Genomic DNA, 13,141 nt, shown 5'->3' with positions numbered 1-13,141 from the left:
TTATTTTTCTACTCAATTTGATTATGCTTGGCACTTACGGGCAGATATCACTCCCCGACAAGCAGTTAGTAGAGGAAAACTATGGCTTTTTACAGTTCGGGCGTTGAGTACGGCATTCATTGTTTAGTGAACATGGTCGATGAAGACGGGGAACCTCGCGAAATGTCTGTACGCGATGCCGCCAAGTTACAGGGCGTTCCGTACGATTACTTAGGGAAAATTTTTACTAAGTTTTCAAAGGCCGGATTAGTTGAAAGTTCAGAAGGTCGTAAAGGTGGCTATAAACTTGCTAAGCGACCTCAAGAAATCAGTGTGTTAGATATCGCGCAGGCTATTGATGGCAAAAAAGCGATTTTCGAATGTAAAGAAATTCGCCAGCGTATGGACATCTTTCATGCCGAAGTCCCGAGTTGGGCTTGTGAAGGTATCTGTGGCATCCATGCGGTAATGCGCCAAGCCCAGAGCCGCATGGAGCAGGAACTGATGGCAACAACTATTTTGATGTTGTCACAGCAAATGTATAAAAAATCACACCCAACCTACGCAGTGGAAGTGAAAGAATGGTTTCAGGTTAACAAAGGAACAGAGGCGAAAGATTGTTAAAGCCTTTCCCATTTGTTCCGATGACTTACCAAAGGGTGGAGGCAGAGAAAATACCTCAAGTTAGTATCCACAATAGCTCTGAACAATGTCCCTCAAAGCCGGACAGCTCTTTGGCCGACTTGGCCATAGAGCAAGAATGGTGCAACCTGGGTTATATTACCCAGGACTGTAAAACTATGGCTTTTTCAACACCAAAACCGTTTATCCGAAAAAGAAAAACTACGGTTATAGGCCTAATTGGATACTGCCGTCTGCTTACTGCACGCTCGTCCAGCGTAAACAATCCAACAAGCTCTCATTCAGCCTGACTATCCCTACATTTTATTGTGTAAAGTGACATTTAACTCCAGACTGTTTACCTATCATTGACACAAAGCTGCCACCAAGCGGCTAGGCTTCGCGACAGATATTTCTGAGCGAGCTATTTAACTGCCCATGTCTGATAAAAGTCCATCCCCGCAGGTCAAATCACCCTGGTTACGCCGTGTCACGCAACTGGTTTGCGCCGCGGGCATTCTGTTGGTTTTGGCCACGGTTTACTTCGGTATAAAGTTCAATAACCTGGTTAAAGATAAATTTGAAGGGCAGATGTGGCAGTTACCTAATGTGGTGTACGCGCGTCCTCTGCTGCTCAGTCCTGGCAGTCTTCTAAGCCAGCAAAAGCTGTTGAATGAACTTGCCGAACTCCATTATCGCAAGGTCACTCAGCCGGTTTCGAGCGGCGAATACAGTGTGTCTGGTCGCACTATCGAGTTAATCCGACGTCCGTTTATGTTTCCTGACGGCGAGCAGCCGGCTATCCAGGCAAGCATTCAATTTTCCGGTCAACAAATAGCGAAGATTACCGATAAAGCGAACGGCCATCCGCTCGGCCTGCTGTCACTGGAGCCAAGAAGCCTCGGTATGCTGGATGATGACAATACCGAAAAGCGCCTCTATATGGCGAAAGATGATATGCCGGAAACGCTTGTCACCGCATTATTGGCAACCGAGGATCGCGATTTCTATCAGCATGAAGGTATTTCGCCACTGGCAATTGCTCGTGCGTTTATCGCCAATATCAGCGCCGGGCATAATGTGCAGGGCGGCAGTACCCTCACCCAGCAACTTGCCAAGAATCTGTTTCTGTCGCGTGAACGTAGTCTGACCCGTAAAATCAAAGAAGCCTATCTGGCGGTGATCATGGATTACCGCTACAGCAAAGATCAGCTGCTCGATGCCTATCTGAATCAGGTCTATCTGGGGCAGAAACGGCAATGACTCCATCCATGGTTTTGCCCTCGCCGCGCGCCATTATTTCGCTCAGCCATTATCAGAACTGCGTCTTGATCAGCAGGCGCTGTTGGTCGGCATGGTGAAAGGACCTTCTTATTATAATCCCTGGCGTTACCCGGAACGTGCCACAGCACGGCGTAACCTGGTATTGAAAATGATGGCCGAGACCGGCGCGCTCGAAGCGTATGATTATCAGCGAGCGATCAAAAAACCGCTTTCTGTGAGAGCCCAGGGCAAAGAAAATGCGCTGCAGCCAGCCTATTTTGATTACGTCAAACAGTCACTGCAGGATAATGGGATCGACTACAACAGCGGACGTGGTCTGCGCCTTTTCACGACCTTCGATCCCGATATCCAGCGTCACGCTGAGGAATCCGTTTATAAAGTAATGCCACAGCTGGAGAAGAAAACCGGTCAGTCGCTGGAAACCGCGATGGTGATTGCGGACAAACACAGCGGCGCGGTCAGTGCCATGATCGGCAGCCGCAATCCGACTTACCACGGTTTCAACCGGGCCTTGCATGCCAAGCGTCAAATTGGTTCACTGATCAAACCGGCGGTCTACTTAACCGCTTTGTCCCAACCACAGGTGTATACCCTGGCAACTTCGCTGTCTGACCGGCCAATCAGTCTGCGCGGTGAAAACGATGAGTTGTGGTCACCACGCAATTATGACCGCCAGTACCGCGGTCAGGTCAGCTTGTATCAGGCTCTGGCCCACTCTTACAACGTACCGACGGTGAACTTAGGCATGGTGTTAGGTTTAGGCCGGGTCACACAAACCCTGAGCGCTTTAGGTCTCGATTCTGAGCAGATTCCGCAATTGCCTTCAATGTTACTGGGCGCTGTGGCTCTGACCCCGATTGAGGTGACCCAGATGTACCAGACTTTAGCCAATCAGGGTGAAAAGCAGACGCTATATGCGCTGAGTGCAGTCCTGGATGAAGACGGCGATGTCCTTTACCGCCACAAGTCGGCTAATGAACAAACCGATAGTGAACAAACCGACAGAGAACAAGCCGTGGATAAACGCGCCGCCTGGCTGACCGAATACGCCATGACACAGGTCGTCGACCAAGGTACGGCACGCTACCTGAAGAGCGCCCTGTCTCCACGAGCGCACCTGGCAGGAAAAACCGGCACTTCAGATCAAGGCCGTGACAGCTGGTATGCCGGTCTCGACGCCGAGCATGTCGTCACGGTTTGGGTTGGCCGCGACGACAATCAACCAGTCAACCTGACCGGAGCCAGCGGCCCGCTGCGCATTTACGCTGACTTCATGCAAAGAAACGGATACCGCTCGTTAGATACACCGCAACCGGAGCAAATTGAGTTTGCCGACTATCGCTTAGATTCTGACGGCTTTCTGCAACAAAGCTGCCTGGGTCAGATCAGTCTGCCGGTGTGGAATGTATCGAGTCAGCCTGACAACGGCTGTTTAACCCCGCTCGAAGATGGCCTGAACGATTTGGGGAACGGCATCAACGAAGCCGGCCGACAAATCGGCGGCTTCCTGCGCAGTTTGTTTAATTAATTTCAAACCAGCAAAAGACATCGGGCGCTCTAAGGATCTTAGGCGCCCGCATTTTTACAGCACTAAAATAGATCGTTCAAACCGCTGATACCTGCTTAAACTCCTCACAGCAAGCAATTACCACCAGGCTTCAATTTGTACACCATAATTAATGGTGTCATCACTTTTACCACTGTTGAATGTATTGCTGTTTTCGTTATCTTTAAAATAGCTTGCGTAGAAACGAATCTCTGGTCGAGCAAAGAAGTCCTCGCCTGTAGACAACGCGTGGGCGATGGTAAATTTAGTCCCGCCAGATTTTTCACTCACACCTGAATCCCAGGTTTTCTCTTGATCAAAGTAGCCAACTTCTAACATTGTTTTATTATAAGATGACCAGCTATAAGTAGGGCGGGCAACAAAAGAGAACATTTCTTCTTTATCCAGCCAATCACCATGATCCTGAGCTTTACCGTAAGTTAGGACATGATTGATAACGATGCTATCACTGAGCTTCACATCGCCAGTACTAATAAAACGAAAGGCCTTTGCGTCGCTGACATCACCGCTCCAGTAATCATACCATCCACCACCTTGAGAGATGGCATTCTGCGCTAAGCCACTCGTCATATATTGCAGAACAAACTTATTATATCCTAACGAAAAACTTTGACTTAACTCGGCGGTTACCATTAAACCATCGTCAAAATTTTCTGTGGCAGCTTCCTGTTCATCAGTTGGATTGACGATTGCATAGTCAACACCGACTTCTGTCCATGCTCCTTCCCAAGGGCTAAATCCAGCATATCGTAAATCCATGTAGTAGGTATTAAGCTCACCTGTTGTCTCATCAACATCACTATCCGCTCGTATCACAGCCGCTGATATTGCTCCCGAGGTTAATTTAATATTTTCAATACCCACACCGTAACCAGAAATATTCCAGTATTTAGTGTCAATAATATGCAGGTCATGGCGCTGATAAAAACGTTTCCCTGCCCAAACAACGGCATCAGGGGATGCAGGAATATAACCTTTCGCCTGAATATTGAGTTGCTTAATGGCAAAGTTGGCGCTATCGTCTTTCGTCGACTCAGATTCAAGGTTACCCTCTGATGACATTTCAAACATACTTTCAAAATACATTGAATGCCCATCCTGATTGAATAACTCCTGCCCCAAGCCTATCTCAGAATAGGTGTCATATTCGTTACCCAGACGGCCCAGTTTAGTTTTGTTAAATTCATCGCCTCCTTCCGTGCCACCTCCATCAGCACTTACTCCAAGCCCCGCGCGAACGTAACCATAGAAATCTACCGCCGAAACTTGTGTTGCCATCAATGATGCGAGTATCGCGACGGTCAGCGTTGTCTTCTTCATTCTAAATTCCTTTTGTTTTAATAAATGGTTATTGGTGGAAAATATTGCCCGCGCAGATATTCGGGCAATACTCATCCGAGAGAATGTTGCTTTCTCTTATCTTTATTATTAGGTTTATCAGCCTTAGAATTAAGGCTGATGCTTTTACAGATTCAAATCACTTATTAGTGTAACAACTTGATATGGATTTAATTTTATCTCCCCACATAATTTATTATTATCCTGGTCAATCCATTCACCATCAGGACAATTAAACCAACGATCTTCATTACAGAAGTTCATTATAAATAAATAACGATTATCATGGTCTTGTCTTAAACTGATTGAGAGGCCATACGGAACGTTATCAACCGGTGGCTTAATATCAGATAGCCCAACGAGTTGGTGATAAAACTGACTATTGAAGTCATGCTCTGTGCGAGCGGCGATATAATAGCTAAACCCTTTGCCATATGTGTTTCGTGTAACCACCGGTTGACCTTCAAACATATCTGAACTGTAACATGCCAAAGCTTGCGCGGTTTCCAAGTGAATGTGCTCCATTAAGTGTTTTGCTTCAAACTCACCCTCTAAAGGAAACTCAGCTGTTGATGTCATAGCGAATTCTACCCGCTCATGATCATACATAGAGTCAATCTCTTCAGCCCAGATCCCAAGCACCTCTCGTAACGGACTATTCTCACCACCAGGAAAGCCACCCAGGAAACAGAGATCGTTTTCATCAACAATGCCGCTCCAATAGGTAGCAACGAGAGTTCCTCCATTTTCAACAAATGCTTTTAAACGTTCCGCCACCCCAGGTTTAACCAGATATAGCATCGGCGCGACGACAATTTTATAAGGGGCAAAGTCACTCAACTGCTCAATGATGTCGCAATTAATTCCCTGTTCCCAGAATCCACGATAGTGATCACACACTGTTTGCTCATAATGCATACCTTGGTTACGCGGCCCGGATGCATCATCCAGCGCCCAGCGATTTTCCCAGTCAAAAATAATGGCAACATCCGAAGTGATTTGAGATCCCGCGACTGGATGTATCCGCTCGAGATACTCCCCTACCGCGGCGACTTCTCGGCCGGTGCGCGTATCAGCGTGACCGACATGGTCAATGACCGCACCATGAAATTTTTCCACTGAACCACGACTTTTTCGCCATTGAAAATATTGAACCGAGTCAGAACCATGAGCGATTGCCTGTAATGATGACAACAAATGAACGCCATCTCGTTTTAACTTAGTAATCGGTTGCCAGTTGGTTTGACTTGGGGTCGATTCCATCAACAGAAACGGCTGCTGCTTCAACGTGCGCATAAGATCGTGATACATCGCCGTATAGCAGGCTAATGCCACTTCATCATGATCCCGATGCCACAACGGATAACTATCCCAAGAGATAACGTCGATTGCCTTAGCTAATTGCCAATAGTTATAGTCATAGAAATATTCCATAAAGTTTGCCGTTGTCGGCAACTCAGGATTGATGGCTTTCAACGGGGTAATCTCGTGCTGACAGAAATTAACCACTCGATCAGTACAGAAACGCTTCCAATCCAGTTTTAATCCATGGACTGAATTCTCACCAATTGGAGACGGTGACTCAATTTGCTCCCAGTCAGTATAGGTATGGCTCCAAAATGAGCTCCACCAACGCTTATTAAGATTTTCTAAAGTATGATATTTACCCTGTAACCAAAGCCGAAATTCCTGCTGGCAATAGTTGCAGTGACAATCACCGCCATACTCATTTGATACGTGCCATCCGATAACTGCAGGGTGATGACTATAACGTTCAGCCAGTTTGGTATTAATGACAGTGACTTTAGCGCGGTAGTTCGGTGAACTGTAACAATGGTTGTGCCGCTCTCCATGCAACTGTTTCACTCGTTGACTATTGACACGTAGAACGTCCGGGTAACGTTGTGATAACCAAGCCGGTCGTGCTCCACTCGGCGTTGCTAGGAAAACAGAAATGTCGTGCTTCGCTAAGCTATCCAGTATCTGATCTAACCATTCAAAGTGAAACTCACCTTCTGATGGTTCAAGAGCAGACCAGCTGAATATGCCTACAGACATAACATTACACTTCGTTTGCTTCATTAACTCTATATCCTTTTTGAGGATATCTGGTCGATCTAACCATTGTTCTGGGTTGTAATCTGCTCCATGGAGCAGCCCTTTGAACTCGGGAATAACAAATTTCTTGTTTCTCATTACTTACCTTTAAATATATTTAGTGATGGCAAAGCATTACCTTCAAAATTAAACAACGCTTGGTTCTCCCATGAATTACCAATATCCCAAGAATCACCGCTATAATCCATTCCAGCTTTCGTTGACCAAGTTGCCCCATTGACAGGTAACCAGGCGGGCTCCCAGTAATAGATACCCAATCCTTTGTTATCAGGTAAAGAATTAACCAGTTTCATAATGTCGGATAAATATTGAGCCTGACCTTCAACACTGACGTCATATCCGCCAATTGGTCCTGACTCAGAGTAACTGTTAGATAATCCGTCACCATTTTCGCTGGTAAACGGAAAGGCTGTTTCAACGATAATCACGGGTTTATGGTAACGGTTGATAACATCTGTCATGTTGGTTTTGACTTTAGAAATAGGCCCGTGCCACCACGGATAGTAAGACATACCTATTACGTCAAACTCGACATTGCGCTTGGTAATTTCATCAAACCACCAACGAAACAAACCGTTATCTCCCGCTTCCGCCAGGTGTAGCATGACCTTAATCTCTTGGCCTGCACTATTCTCACGTACGGCCTTAATTCCCGATTTTAACAGCACTGAAAGTCGGTCGAATTCATGCCCATCCTGCCCCCAACTTTTTCCATCCGGCCAAAGCATTCCACCATTAAGTTCATTCCCAACCTGAACCATATCTGGAATCACACCGGCGCGGATATGGGCCTGCATAACTTCCGACGTGTACTGATAGACTTTGCTACTTAGTTGTTCAAAATTAAGACCGTCCCAGGACTTAGGCTTCGTCTGCTTTTTAGGATCTGACCAAAAGTCGCTGTAATGAATATCCAGCAGGAAACTCATCCCTAAAGCTTTGGCTCTCTGGCCCAATTCAATCGAACGCCGCAAAGTGTTATTGCCACCACCGTATTTCGCTCCATTTTCAGATTCAGGATTAACCCATACTCTGGCTCGAATTGAGTTGACACCATGTTGCTTCAAGATTTTAAGTAAATCCTCCTGATGGCCGTTTTCAAAATATTTCCCGCCCAATGACTCAATTTCTGGTAGCATCGAGATATCCATACCCTTAATAAAGTTATCTCTCAGTTTTGGAGCGCTAATAGAAATTTCTTCATGGGCCAAGGCTACCTTTGTAGCATTTGACTTAATTTGGCTAGAAGACTGACAGCCAGCAATAGCCAGGACTGCACCAATTAATGCAATTCTAAATTTAGTATCCATATTGTTCTCTCGGAAATTAGCCTTTTGTACTACCAGCGGTTAAGCCTGACACAAAATATTTCTGCAGCGATAAATAAAGTAGTGCGACAGGAATAGAAATAATTACAGCACCTGCAGCATAAGTGGTATAACTAGCTCCCATTTTTTCAACCACTAGGTTATATAATCCAATAGGAAGGGTATAATTTTCTGGAGTTCTTAATATTGTCGTCGCAAGAATAAAGTCCCCTAACGGCCCAGTAAAAGAGAATAATGCGACTACTGCTATAATTGGCTTGGAAATTGGCAATATTATTTCAATAAATATTCTTATATTACTTGCTCCATCCATCTTTGCTGACTCATCCAGATCGATAGGGATAGCATCCAGGTAGCCTTTCATTAGGTACGTATTCATAGGTATCATTCCGCCTACGTAAACTAAGACTAAAGCGAGGTGGCTATTGATCAACCCCAACATCTGAGCAAGTACAAAAATAGCAATCAATGCAGAAAACTGCGGAATCATCTGAAGTAGAAGAAACAACATCAGACCATTTTTTCTACCTCTGAAGCGAAATCTAGAAAACGCATAGGAGGTGCAAGATACACTAAACAACGTCAAAACCATGGTTAAGAAACTGATTTTCATGCTATTCCAAAACCAAGTTAAATAAGCAACTTTGTCATTAGCAAATAGAGTTGCATAGTGACTCCAGGTCGGATTATCAGGAAAAATTGATTCACCCATAATACTATTACCTGGATAAAAAGAAGCTCCAACCGTCCAGATAAGTGGATAAATTATAATAATAGATACTATTAGAATCAGAGAATAACTGAGTGCCAACCGAATTCGATTACGGCGTTTAATACTCATAGACTATCTTGCCTCTTCTTTGAATGAGTTTGTCATACGGAAACTGCCACAGTGCTATACCCACTACAAATATTGACAGTAATAACGTGATTGCAGATGCAATACTATATTGAGACGATGACATCGTTAGTTTATAAATCCACGACACCAAGATATCCGTTCCTCCCGCATTACCACCGATTACCGCAGGACCACCATTATTAAACAAATAAATAATATTAAAATTGTTAAAATTAAATGTGTACTGAGTAATAAGAATAGGTGCAATTGAGTAGAAGACTAAGGGCAATGTTATTGTCCTTAATTGCTGAATCTTACTTGCACCATCCATAGTGGCGGCTTCATATAGATCATTAGGAATCGCCTGTAGCACACCAGTCGTCATTGCAAACACAAATGGAAAACCCAACCATGTTTGAATCAAAATTAACGCGACTTTAGTCCAGAAAGGATCTGTTAACCAAGCTTTTGGTTCGACACCAAAAAAATCCAGAATGACATTGTTAATGACACCAAAGCTATCATTGAACATACCAGTAAAGATAAGAATGGTAACAAAGCCAGGTACTGCCCATGGTAAAATAAATATCGTTCTAACTAACGGTTTAAATTTAAGATCTTTCTGATTAACCAAAATCGCCAATAGTACTCCCACGGCACACTGTAAGGTTGAGGCTAACAGTGTCCAGACTATCGTCCATTGCAAGACATCGAAAAATGTATTTCTCCATAGGTTTATCTGAAAAATATTAAAAAAATTCTTGAGGCCGACCCAATCTACCAACTTTGCTGGCGGCGAATTGTATAAATTATAATTTGTAAATCCAATAGAAAAACCAAATATAATCGGGAATACAACAACAAAAACAAGAAGTATAAATCCAGGACTTATCATCAAATACGGGAATCCTGCATTTATAATATTCCGGTATTGAACACGAATAGAATTAAGTGGCCGACCTTCATCAATTCTTAAGCCATTTTTATACGCATCAAAGAAACTCAATCCATAAAGTGTCAAGCCAAATAACAACACTAATAGTGCGATAATACCTTTTGCTAATAAAAAGACAGAATTGTCCTCAGGTAAGTTTTCACCTAGTGTGGTAATCCCCCACACTCCATGCAAAATAAATTCTCGGCTAACACCATAAAAGCTCATCAAAAGCACACAGAACAGTAGTCCCTTGGCAAACTGGCGGTTATAAAACTGCCCCATACCAGGTATCAAAGCACAAAGCATGGCTATAAACCTCTGGGAAACGGTAGAAGCCTACGCCAGGTTCTATGTGTCCACTCATGTCAGACATCACTTACAACTCCTTACAAGAGAACATCATGTTAACTTCCCCCGCAAAAAAAGCGGGGAAAACGACCAATAACCAATAACCAATAACCAATATATAGTTATCTCAATCGATTATTGGCCCATCATTGCGTGGTTTGCCTCGATTTGCATATTGATACTGGCAACCGCCGCATCTAATGCACTTTTCGGATCTTGTTTATTGGTTGCAATGAGTTGTAATGCGCTATTAGCTGGTCCCCAGACCTCATTCATTTCAGGAATGGATGGCATAGAGGTCGAATAGATAGATTGCATAGCAATAGCTCGTGCACCAGGATCATTTTTAATCACAGGATCATTGATGAGAGCCTTTACAGCAGGAAACTTCACCGGTCAATTCAAAACGGCGTTTAGCATTATCATAATTGTTGATGAATTCGATAAATTCTTGAGCCAGAGGTTTATTCTGAGAGAAAGTAGAAATGCTGTAGCTTTTCACTCCCATGAATGCGCCCATATGTTTACCTGAAGGCAGTTTTGGTAGCGGGGCTACACCATAATTAATGCCCGCTTCTTTATATGGCTGAAGCGACCACGGTCCTGTTTGTACAATCGCAGCTTTACTTGAAGTAAACAATGAATCGATGGCATTTAGACCATTATTACCAACAATGCCTGCCGGAAATACTTTTGACTGATAAAACTTCTGGATATATTTAGCACCCTCAATTGCCCCTGACTCATTGAGCAACACTTTATTTGAGTTGTAAGATCCATCTTCTTTCTTTGCGAAGACATCCCCACCCATACCACTGAGGATCCCATAGGTATAATAAAGCTCATCCCATTTCGCCAATAGGCCATATTTTCCTTCTTCCCGGAAACTCTTGGAAAGCTCATATATTTCATCCAGTGTTTCAGGCAATTTATCAATCATATCTTTGTTGTAAACCATAAATAGTGTTTCCACTGATTTTGGTAAACCATAGAGTACACCATTATAAGTTAATGCCTCTATTGAAGATTCACTGAATGTATCCAATACGTTTTTACTTTCATTAATTGGTGCAAGCAACCCCTGTATCACGGCACCGCCAATCTGATCATGTGGAATAAGTATCACGTCTGGGCCAGTGCCAGCCGGCCCATCCATTCGGAGAGATTCAACTTGTCCACCGTAAGGCATTTCAACGACATTAATTTTGACATCATGTTCTTTTTCAAACGCAGCAACGGCTTCTTCATTCCCGAAAGATTTTTGAATATCCTCCCAAACCAATAGCGATTGCTGTGCGAAAGTTAATGGTGAACAAAACAGGGCAACAGTGGCAGAGATAAGATTTATTTTTTTACTAAATTTTTTACTATCCATGAAAAATCACACCTTATTTTTATTAGCAGAAATAAAATTTATGGTGCAAATATGCTGTATTGTGTTATTTTTTCCTACAAAGGTTATCTGCAGATGTGATTTGAATCACTATATGCAGTGAAGATTGTGATAAGCAAAACAAGCGTAAATAAAATTTACTAAATAACAAAGAATCTGATCACAGCAACTACTAAAATTTTATCTGATAATAAGGAAAACAAAATGTCTTCTATTCTGCTATCCAACGTAGTCAAACGTTTCGGTGACAATCAAACTATCCATGATGTCAATTTGTCTATTGAAGAAGGTGAATTTGTTGTGTTTGTCGGCCCATCAGGCTGTGGTAAGTCAACATTATTAAGAATGATCGCTGGTCTGGAAGATATCAGTGATGGCACAGTTTCTATTGCTGGAAATATTGTCAATGACACACCACCTTCTGAACGTGGTGTGGCGATGGTCTTCCAATCTTATGCTCTATATCCCCACATGACCGTAGCGGAAAATATGGGTTACTCGTTAAAAGTGAATAAGGTGCCAGAATCTGAGCGCGAGTCAAAGGTCAAGTTAGTCAGTAAAGCTTTGCAACTGGAACATCTACTCGATAGAAAACCAGCCCAACTATCGGGAGGTCAACGGCAGCGCGTTGCCATTGGCCGCGCAATTGTCAGAGATCCTAAAGTTTTCCTGTTTGATGAACCTCTTTCTAACCTTGATGCAGAATTACGTGTCGACATGCGTCTGCATATAGCGAAGTTGCATCAGGACTTACGCTCAACCATGGTTTACGTTACCCATGACCAAGTGGAGGCAATGACTCTCGCCGATAAAATCGTAGTGTTGAGAGACGGAAAAGTAGAGCAAGTCGGTTCACCGATGAACCTTTACCAGAACCCAAAAAACAGATTCGTTGCTGGTTTTATTGGATCTCCTAAAATGAACTTCATCGAGTGCAAGGTCGAACACTGGGATGAATTAAGCTTAACCGTGAAACCTCATGTGGGAGATACATTAACACTACCGATTAAAACTGAATCTTTGCAAATCGGTACAAGCCTAACCATCGGAATTCGTCCGGAACACATTTCTACAGAAGTAAATATTGTTAAACTAAACTTCCAATGCGAAGTCATTGAACGACTTGGTGGCATGACTTATGTTTTCGGTCAATGTGGCGGTATAGACGATTTCAAATACCTTCAGCATGGTGATACTCTAGTTAGACCAGGTGATATTTTGCCTTTGTTTGCATCTCCATCAGCATTGCATCTGTTTGAAGCCAGCGGAAAAGCTATTAATTTTACGCAGGTTGATTCGTTACACTAGTTGGATAACTAAACCATTAAGTTTCGGCCAAAGAATGTGGCAAACCTTTGGCCTGGTTAGTTTAGATACGATAAGAAGG

General features: G+C 43.5%; 11 protein-coding genes. 4 read left to right on the top strand and 7 right to left on the bottom strand.

Annotation, left to right across the window (positions count from 1 at the left end):
• Positions 1-81: 81 nt before the first annotated feature.
• The 3 genes from ABDK09_14725 (at position 82) to ABDK09_14715 (ending at position 3,412) form a co-directional block, all read left to right on the top strand.
• Positions 82-603, top strand: a complete 522-nt coding sequence (locus ABDK09_14725; protein XAW90610.1) for an Rrf2 family transcriptional regulator — start codon at positions 82-84, stop codon at positions 601-603.
• 435 nt (positions 604-1,038) lie between these two features.
• A complete protein-coding gene (locus ABDK09_14720) occupies positions 1,039-1,863 on the top strand; it encodes a transglycosylase domain-containing protein (GenBank protein XAW90609.1) in 825 nt (274 codons plus the stop codon).
• Positions 1,832-3,412: a penicillin-binding transpeptidase domain-containing protein gene (locus tag ABDK09_14715; protein ID XAW90749.1), complete on the top strand. Its 1,581-nt coding sequence runs from the start codon at positions 1,832-1,834 to the stop codon at positions 3,410-3,412. The genes ABDK09_14720 and ABDK09_14715 overlap by 32 nt, the downstream gene beginning before the upstream one ends.
• 117 nt (positions 3,413-3,529) lie before the next feature.
• Here the strand turns inward: ABDK09_14715 and lamB are convergent, their stop codons facing one another.
• From lamB to ABDK09_14680, 7 genes are all read right to left on the bottom strand, one after another.
• Entirely contained in the window at positions 3,530-4,771 is a 1,242-nt protein-coding gene (gene lamB, locus ABDK09_14710; GenBank protein ID XAW90608.1) for a maltoporin LamB, read from the bottom strand.
• 144 nt (positions 4,772-4,915) lie between these two features.
• A complete protein-coding gene (locus tag ABDK09_14705; GenBank protein XAW90607.1) occupies positions 4,916-6,985 on the bottom strand; it encodes a beta-galactosidase in 2,070 nt (689 codons plus the stop codon).
• On the bottom strand, positions 6,985-8,217 hold the full coding sequence (locus ABDK09_14700) for a glycosyl hydrolase 53 family protein (protein XAW90606.1): 1,233 nt from the start codon (positions 8,215-8,217) through the stop codon (positions 6,985-6,987). The genes ABDK09_14705 and ABDK09_14700 overlap by 1 nt, the downstream gene beginning before the upstream one ends.
• 16 nt (positions 8,218-8,233) lie before the next feature.
• Complete coding sequence (locus ABDK09_14695) at positions 8,234-9,076, bottom strand: sugar ABC transporter permease (protein ID XAW90605.1); 843 nt, start codon at positions 9,074-9,076, stop codon at positions 8,234-8,236.
• The gene (locus ABDK09_14690) at positions 9,066-10,319 is read right to left on the bottom strand and encodes a sugar ABC transporter permease (GenBank protein ID XAW90604.1); all 1,254 of its coding nucleotides are present in this window, start codon (positions 10,317-10,319) and stop codon (positions 9,066-9,068) included. The genes ABDK09_14695 and ABDK09_14690 overlap by 11 nt, the downstream gene beginning before the upstream one ends.
• A 177-nt stretch (positions 10,320-10,496) precedes the next feature.
• Positions 10,497-10,754, bottom strand: coding sequence for a hypothetical protein (locus ABDK09_14685; GenBank protein ID XAW90603.1), 258 nt, complete (start codon positions 10,752-10,754; stop codon positions 10,497-10,499).
• Positions 10,720-11,736, bottom strand: a complete 1,017-nt coding sequence (locus ABDK09_14680) for an extracellular solute-binding protein (protein XAW90602.1) — start codon at positions 11,734-11,736, stop codon at positions 10,720-10,722. Before ABDK09_14680 ends, ABDK09_14685 begins: the two co-directional genes overlap by 35 nt.
• A gap of 222 nt (positions 11,737-11,958) precedes the next feature.
• Between ABDK09_14680 and ugpC the strand changes: the two genes are divergently transcribed.
• Positions 11,959-13,062 carry a sn-glycerol-3-phosphate ABC transporter ATP-binding protein UgpC gene (gene ugpC / locus ABDK09_14675; protein XAW90601.1) on the top strand — a complete coding sequence of 368 codons (1,104 nt, stop codon included), beginning with the start codon at positions 11,959-11,961 and terminating at the stop codon, positions 13,060-13,062.
• The last annotated feature ends 79 nt before the right edge of the window (positions 13,063-13,141 follow it).

The sequence above is a fragment of the Vibrio sp. CDRSL-10 TSBA genome (assembly GCA_039696685.1).
GTDB lineage: Bacteria > Pseudomonadota > Gammaproteobacteria > Enterobacterales > Vibrionaceae > Vibrio.
The sequence above is the reverse complement of the archived record's forward strand: the minus strand, read 5'-3'. Positions and strand labels throughout refer to the sequence as shown.